The organism is Thermococcus sp. EP1 (assembly GCF_001317345.1).
Lineage (GTDB): Archaea > Methanobacteriota_B > Thermococci > Thermococcales > Thermococcaceae > Thermococcus_A.
The window spans coordinates 1-773 of record NZ_JXCG01000033.1 but is presented as its reverse complement, the minus strand read 5'-3'; the positions used below and the strand labels follow the sequence as shown (position 1 = coordinate 773).

Here is a 773-nt window from a genome sequence, read left to right as displayed (position 1 = left end):
CCCTTCTAACGGCTAATATACCAGCCTTAGCAAGGTAGTGCTGGGCCAAATCATCGATTCCCTTTTGGCAGAAGAGAACGTTTGCACCAGTGGCGGCCACTTGCTCTACCATTTCTTGGAGCATCTTTTCCTCTTGCTCAAGGAAAGCATAAAGCTGATCTGGGCTTGTGATGTTTATTTTTGCATCTGTTTCTGTCTTTTTAACCTCAAAGGCATCGTTTATAAGGGCAATCTTAGCACCTTCTACCTTCTTTGGCATTCTTGGATGGACCCTCTCTTTATCAATAACAACTCCTCTGATGAGTTGAGTGTCCTTAACACTTCCGCCCTCTTTCTTCTCAAGCTTGATGTTGTCGATATCAACAACATATTTGTTGTTAAGTTTTTCAGCAACTTGCTTAACAGCGTTAACTGCGAGTTTTGCCAAAAGCTCTTTGTGGCTCTCGGCATTTTTACCTGTTACTGATGTTGAAGCTATCTTTGTGAGAGTTTCCTCATTGTCAGGTTCAACACTGATGGCTATTTTGTCAATTATTTCTTGGGCTTTCTCAGCGGCGAGTGTGTAACCCTTGATGATTATGCTTGGGTGAATATTCTGGTCTAAAAGCTCCTCTGCCTTTGCAAGGAGCTCACCGGCAATAACAACAGCTGAAGTTGTTCCGTCTCCAGCTTCCTTGTCCTGAGTCTTTGCAATCTCAATAATCATCTTAGCTGCTGGGTGTTGAACGTCAATCTGCTCCAAAATTGTTGCACCGTCGTTTGTGATTACTATA

At 42.9% G+C, this 773-nt stretch carries 1 protein-coding gene; it reads right to left on the bottom strand.

From position 1 onward, the window contains the following. Positions 1 to 773 (bottom strand): thermosome subunit beta (gene thsB / locus EP1X_RS09925; protein WP_305809546.1); only part of this gene is annotated, 773 nt, incomplete at both ends.